The sequence below is a fragment of the Nocardia sp. NPDC004260 genome (assembly GCF_053603155.1).
The window spans coordinates 23,050-29,258 of record NZ_JBSGEZ010000050.1 but is presented as its reverse complement, the minus strand read 5'-3'; the positions used below and the strand labels follow the sequence as shown (position 1 = coordinate 29,258).

Here is a 6,209-nt window from a genome sequence, read left to right as displayed (position 1 = left end):
CCGGACGGCGGCCGATCAGCGCTCACGACGGACATCGTCCCGGTCAGGCCGCGGATTCGAACGGCCGATAGCACGCCGGGCAGGCACCGGCGACCGGCGACCATGCCGGAGCAATCGGCACGACCGCCGTGCCGGACACACACCGGCACAACGCTGAAGACATTTTGCCCGCAAGGGAATCGGGGCGGCGCCGAAGCCGTGTGCTGGTCCACCGGATACGGCCGCAAAAATTCTCGGTAGGAGAGTTCGGCAAATCGGCGCGGTGTCCCCTGCCGCACGCCAGGACCGGCGTATGGACAATCACCGGGACGACGCGATGTCCGGCAGCACCACTCGTTCACTCGCCCGTCCCCGGACCGACCGCCGCCATTGTGGGGATCGGCGCGGGCGCGCCGGATCGGCGCCGACGTCGCACCGCCTTCTCGGCTTCGATGACGATCGGGACCACGAGCGACCAGCCCAGGCAGGCCAGCCACTGACCACCCGTCAGCGACCTCGTCATCAGCAGATCCTGCAGGAAGCCGATCTCGACCGCGAACACGGTGACCACGACCGGAATCGACAGGATCTTCACCGCGCCGAGAACCGGTGGGGTCAGGCCGGACTCCGGGTCGCGGCGCATGACCAGGCCGCTCAGGATGGAACCGAACGACAGCACCACGAACGCCATGGTCATCGGGACACTCGCCGTAGTCGTGCTCATCTCCCCCGGCGCGAGGAGCATTGCGGCGAGCGTCACGGCCAGTTGCAGAGCGCCGTAGGCCAGCCACTGCACGAACGAATTCCGGTTCGCGATCGGCTTCGCCGGGTCGCGGGGCGGCTTGTTCATCAGGTCCGGCGGCGGCGGATCGAGCATGATCACGGCGACCGGGAACAGGGTGATGAAGAAGTGCTGGAACAGCACCATGAGCGGGGTCAGCGCGACCCCGTCGTTGATGTCGAAGACGCTGGCGACGAGGAACAGTGCCACCAGCGCGAACAGCTTGGACATCTGATAGCGGATGTAGGACACGATCTTGTCGTAGATGCCGCGCCCCAGCCGGATAGCGGTGATCAGGGTCCCGAAGTTGTCGTCGGTGAGCACCATCTTGCCCGCCTGCTTGGTGACTTCGCTGCCCGATCCCATCGCCACGCCGATATCGGCCTTCTTCAGCGCGGCGGCGTCGTTGACCGCGTCGCCGGTCATGGCCACCACGTCACCGCCGCGCTGCATCAGGTCGGCCAGCCGCAGTTTGTCCTGCGGGGTGACCCGCCCGAACACGTGCAGATTCGGCAGGGCCGCCGACAGCTGCTCGTCGGTCATCGCCTGGAGTTCGCCGCCGCCGATCGCACCGGGACCGAGGCCGAGTTCGGCGCCGATCGCGGACGCGGTGATCGCGTGATCTCCGGTGATCATGCGGACCTCGATGCCGGCCGCTCGCGCGGTGCGCACCGCCTCGATCGCCTCGCGCCGCAGCGGATCGATGATCCCGACCATGCCGACGAAGGTGAGTTCCCCGACGAACGACATCGGGTCGGCGACGGCGGCTTCCTCCTGCTCGTCGAGCAAGCGTGCGGCGAAGGCCAGCACGCGCAGCCCCTGTTCCGACATGGCGCGATTGGCGGCCGCGATCTCGTGCCGCATGTCATCGATCGGCACGGCTCGCCTGCCGGGACGGTACGCGGTCGCGCACCGGTCCAGGACGACGTCGGGCCCGCCTTTGACCAATTCGACGAAGCGGGTGCTCCCGTCGAATTCGAGGTGGTGGAACGTCGCCATGAATTTGTAGGCCGAATCGAACGGCACTTCGGCGACCCGGGGGTAGGTTCGGCGGGTCAGAGGTGCGTCGACGCCGAGCTTGGCCGCCAGCACCACCAGCGCCGCCTCGGTCGGATCGCCCACGATCTCCCCGCTCTCGGCGACGGTGGCGTCGCTGTCCAGGCACAGCCCGTAGGCCAGCAGGGTGAAGTCCGGCGCCGCCTGACCGGCGGCGTGAGTGATCGCCCCGGACTTGTCGTACCCCTGGCCCTCGACGGTGTACCACCGGCCGTGAAAGTACAGCGACCGCACCGTCATCTGGTTCATCGTCAGCGTGCCGGTCTTGTCGGAGTTGATGGCGCTCGTCGCGCCGAGTGTCTCGACATCGGTGAGGTTCTTGACGACGGCCTTGGCCTCGGCCAGCTGGCGCGCCCCGTAGGCCAGCATCGCCTGCACGAATGTGGGCAAACCGGTCGGGATCGCCGACACGCCCATCGAGATCCCGAGCAACAGCACTGCCGTGATGCTCTGCCCGCGGATCGCACCGATGATCACGATGATCGCCACCGCCGTCCAGGCGATCACGCCCAGCACCTTCGTCAGCGCATCCAGTTCCCGTTGCAACGGCGACTTGCTCGGGGTGACCGCCGAGAGCATCGACGCGATCCGGCCCATCTCGGTGTCGGAGCCGGTCTCGGTGACCACCATGGCGGCGGTGCCGCGCGTCACCGATGTGTTCTGGAAGACCATGTCGGTCCGGTCGCCCAGGGCGACGCCGGCGGCGCCGAGCGTGTGGGCGTCCTTGGCGACGGGCGCGCTCTCCCCCGTCAGCGCCGCTTCCTGGGTCTCGAGAGTGGTGGATTTCAACAGCCTGCCGTCGGCGGGGACGATGTCGCCTGCCTCCAGTTCAACGATGTCGCCCGGCACGAGCTCGGTCGCGGCACAGCGCATCAGCGACCCGTCGCGCACAACCCGTGCCTGCGGCGTCTGCATTTTCGCCAGCGCGTCGACGCTGGCCCGCGCCTTGACCTCCTGCTGGGTACCCAGCACGACATTGAGCCCGACCAGCACCCCGACCACTATCGCCGTCGGAATCTCGCCGATGATCACGCTGACCACCGCGACCACCAGCAGCATCAGGTTCATCGGATCCTTCGACTGCAGCAACGCCATCGCCCAGACCGACGGCGCGGGTTCCGCGGCGAGCTCGTTGGGGCCGTACCGCTTTCGCCGTTCCTCGACGTCGAGTGCGGCCAGGCCGGACTGCCGGTCCGAGCCGAGAGCCGCCAGCACCGCGTCCGCGTCCTGCACGTACCAGACCGGTCGCCCCTCCGAGCCGGCCTGACGTACGCGGTCCCGCGCTGATTCCGTCGTTGCCATCCCGCTGGTCCTTTCTCGGCTGGGACCGCATGGCGGGTTCTCCAGCGCCCGATCCGGACGGGAGCGGGCGCGAGGCCCCGATCGCCATGATGTCGCAGTGAGGTATCCAGACAACCACGGGCAAGCGACGGGCACACCGGATTGACCCAACGGAGACAGCACTGCGACCGCCGCGCGGTCAGTGCTGGTTATCGCGGCTCAACAAACGTCCGTCACCGCGTTCGAACGACGATCAAAGGCACCTCCACCGAGTGCAGCAGGGTGTTGCTCGTCGAGCCCAGCAGCATGCTGGCGAACCCTCCTCTGCCGTGACTGCCGACCACAACCAACTGTGCGTTCGCCGACTCGTCCAGCAACGATCGTCCCGGCCGGCCCGCCGTGACGACGCGCCGTACCGCGACGTCCGGGTAGCGATCGGCCCAACCGGCCAGACTCTCGGCCAGCACCGCTTCCGCCGACTCGCGGGCGCCGTCCCAGCCGCGGACCGGTGCGTCCGGACCGCTGGTGTCGCTCCACGCGTGCAGCGCGACCACGTCGACCTTTCGGCGTGACGCCTCCTCGAACGCCAGCTCGACGGCGGCCACACTGTTGTCGGTCCCATCGACGCCCACCAGCACGGGCTGCCGGGCCGACACGGCGTCGATCGCCGCGATGCCATGGATCACCGCGACCGGGCACCGCGCGTGATGGGTGGCCGCGGTGCTCACCGAGCCGAGCAGCCCCCGCTGGAACGCACCCATCCCGCGACTGCCCACCACCAGCATCCACGCTCGCGCGGACCTTTCGATGAGCATGGGAATGATCAGTTCGAAAGTCACCTCGGTGGTGATGGCGGGTTCGGCGCCCGGCACCGCCGTGCGCGCCACCCGCGCCGCCTCCGTGAGGATGCGCTCGCCGTCGCCGCGCAACCACTCCAGATCGGCTTCTCCGAGCGACATCTCGGGGCCGAAACCGGTCTGGATCGCCATCGAAGTGACGATGTGCAGCGAGCGGTGATGCAGCGCGGCTTCGACCGCCGCCCAAGCGACCGCCTGGTACGAGCTGGCCGAGCCGTCGACGGCCGCCAAGATGGGGAAGTCGAGGTTCATTGCGCGCGAGGTGCTTTCGGTGGTCATGAAGATTCCCTCCGTCGAGAGGGGCGCCGCAGGCGTCCCATCGGCCGTCCGCGTCGCCGCTGCCATCGACATCGAGCATCTCGCGTCCCCTACGAAGGCGGCAGAGACGAAGGTCTTCACCGGACGGGCCGTCGGACCTCTGCCGAAGGCTGCTTCACGATTCGCCGGTCTCGGCCGGGTCATCCCGGCTCCGCGCGGCCGGTCGCCGTGGCAACCTGCCGGTGGCGAACAGCGCCGCGATGGCGAGCAGGGCAGTCACGGCCAACGCCACCCGCAAGGCTTCCAGCCGCGCCTCGGTGTTGACCGCTATGACGGCGTCCGCGGTGGACTGCTGCACTCCGGCGGCATGGAGGGCATCCTCGAGTTGGGTGTCGGACAGGAACGGCACGCCGCCCGCGAGTTCGGTGGTCGCCCGCTGCTGCACCGACGCGGGAACCGCGGGATCGCTTTCGATGCCCGCGACGACCGACGAGGTCAGGGTCGCGATCAGCACCGAGCCGATCAAGGCGGTGCCGAGCGATGCGCCGAGATTGGTCACGGTGTTCTGCAGCCCGCCGACCGCGCCGCTCTGCGCATCGGGCACCGACGAGACGGTGACAGCGCCCAACTGCGAGGCCAGAGCGCCCAGTCCGAATCCCATCAGCAGCATCGGAATCGAGACCACCCCGGCGTTCGCTCCGGGGTCCATCCCGGCGACCAGAATCAGGATGCCGGTGATCATCGAGCCCAGCCCCAGCCGTACCACCCGCCGCGGGTTCGCCCGCGGCCGGAACTTCGGAATCGCCGTCGCCGCCAGAACCAGCGCCACCGACAGCGGCAGGATCCGCACGCCCGTTTCCACAGCGCTGAGTTCGAGCACCACCGACAGGTACAGCGGGACCGCGAAGAATACCCCCGCCTGCACCGTGAACTGAGCGAAGAACATGCTCAGGCCGCCGGTGAGCTGCCGATTACGCAGCAACCCCGGATCGACAAGCGGCTCCCGGCCCGTGTCGACCAGATGGGTCTGCCACCGCAGGAACAGGTACGAGACCAACAGTCCGGCGATCAGCAGCCAGATGACCGGGGAGAGCCCGAGCACGGCGGGGCCGCCCGGCTTCACCAGCACCCAGCCCCACGTGCTCGACCGCAGGACACCGAAGACGACCATGCCGAGCCCGGCCACCGATAGCAGCGAGCCCACCAGATCGAGCCGTACCTGCTCCGCGGGGGCGTCCTCGATCCTGCGGAGCACCGGCAGGATCAGTACGACGATGACGACCTCGCCGAAGAACACGTACCGCCAGGACGCGTATGTCGTCACCGCGCCGCCGAGCAGTGGCCCCACCGCGACCGCCATCGCGCCGGCCGCCGCCACCAATCCATAGGCCGCCGGGCGGCGTTCCGGGGCGAAGTTCGCAGCGACCAGGGACACGATCGCGGGCATGATCAGAGCCGCTCCGATCCCCTCGAGCAGCGACCAACCCAACAGCAGAATCGGCAGATTCGGCGCCAGGCCGGTGGTGCAGGAACCGGCGCCGTAGATCACCAGCCCGAGGCCGAACGCCCGGCGACGGCCCAGGATGGAGCCCACCTTCCCGCCGGTCAGCATCAGCGTCGCCATCACCAATGTGTAGAGGGTGATCGCGGTCTGGATTCCGGTGATCGTCGTACCGACGTCCTGGGCCACGGTCGCCATCGACACGTTCATCACCGAGCTGTCGAGCGTCATCAGGAATTGGCCTGCGGCCAGTACACCCAGTACCAGAACGGAATTCGGCCTGGCCTGCGATACCGAAGAACTCTCGATGCTCATGTCTCGGTTCCGTCCCGGTCTCGGCCGAGAGCCGGGGCCCGAGCCACTCGGCTACGGCGGCGGTCGCCGTGCCGGAACCGAGCAGCGCCCCGGCGTCGGCGATCTGTCGGCGGGCGACTTCCCGGGCCACCTGCCTGGTGTTCTGGTCCGGTGGCCGAATCGGCCACGCGCCCCGCCCCGA

Annotated in this window: 3 protein-coding genes; all 3 read right to left on the bottom strand. The window is 68.7% G+C overall.

The genetic code is table 11. From position 1 onward, the window contains the following. Positions 1-337 precede the first annotated feature (337 nt). The 3 genes from ACWEO7_RS26000 to ACWEO7_RS25990 all read right to left on the bottom strand — a co-directional run bounded on the left by ACWEO7_RS26000 (position 338) and on the right by ACWEO7_RS25990 (position 6,028). The gene (locus ACWEO7_RS26000) at positions 338-3,118 is read right to left on the bottom strand and encodes a cation-translocating P-type ATPase (protein WP_452426909.1); all 2,781 of its coding nucleotides are present in this window, start codon (positions 3,116-3,118) and stop codon (positions 338-340) included. Positions 3,119-3,330: 212 nt separating this feature from the next. Continuing rightward, entirely contained in the window at positions 3,331-4,233 is a 903-nt protein-coding gene (locus ACWEO7_RS25995; protein WP_452426907.1) for a universal stress protein, read from the bottom strand. Positions 4,234-4,387: 154 nt separating this feature from the next. Further along, complete coding sequence (locus ACWEO7_RS25990) at positions 4,388-6,028, bottom strand: MFS transporter (RefSeq protein WP_452426905.1); 1,641 nt, start codon at positions 6,026-6,028, stop codon at positions 4,388-4,390. Positions 6,029-6,209 lie beyond the last annotated feature (181 nt).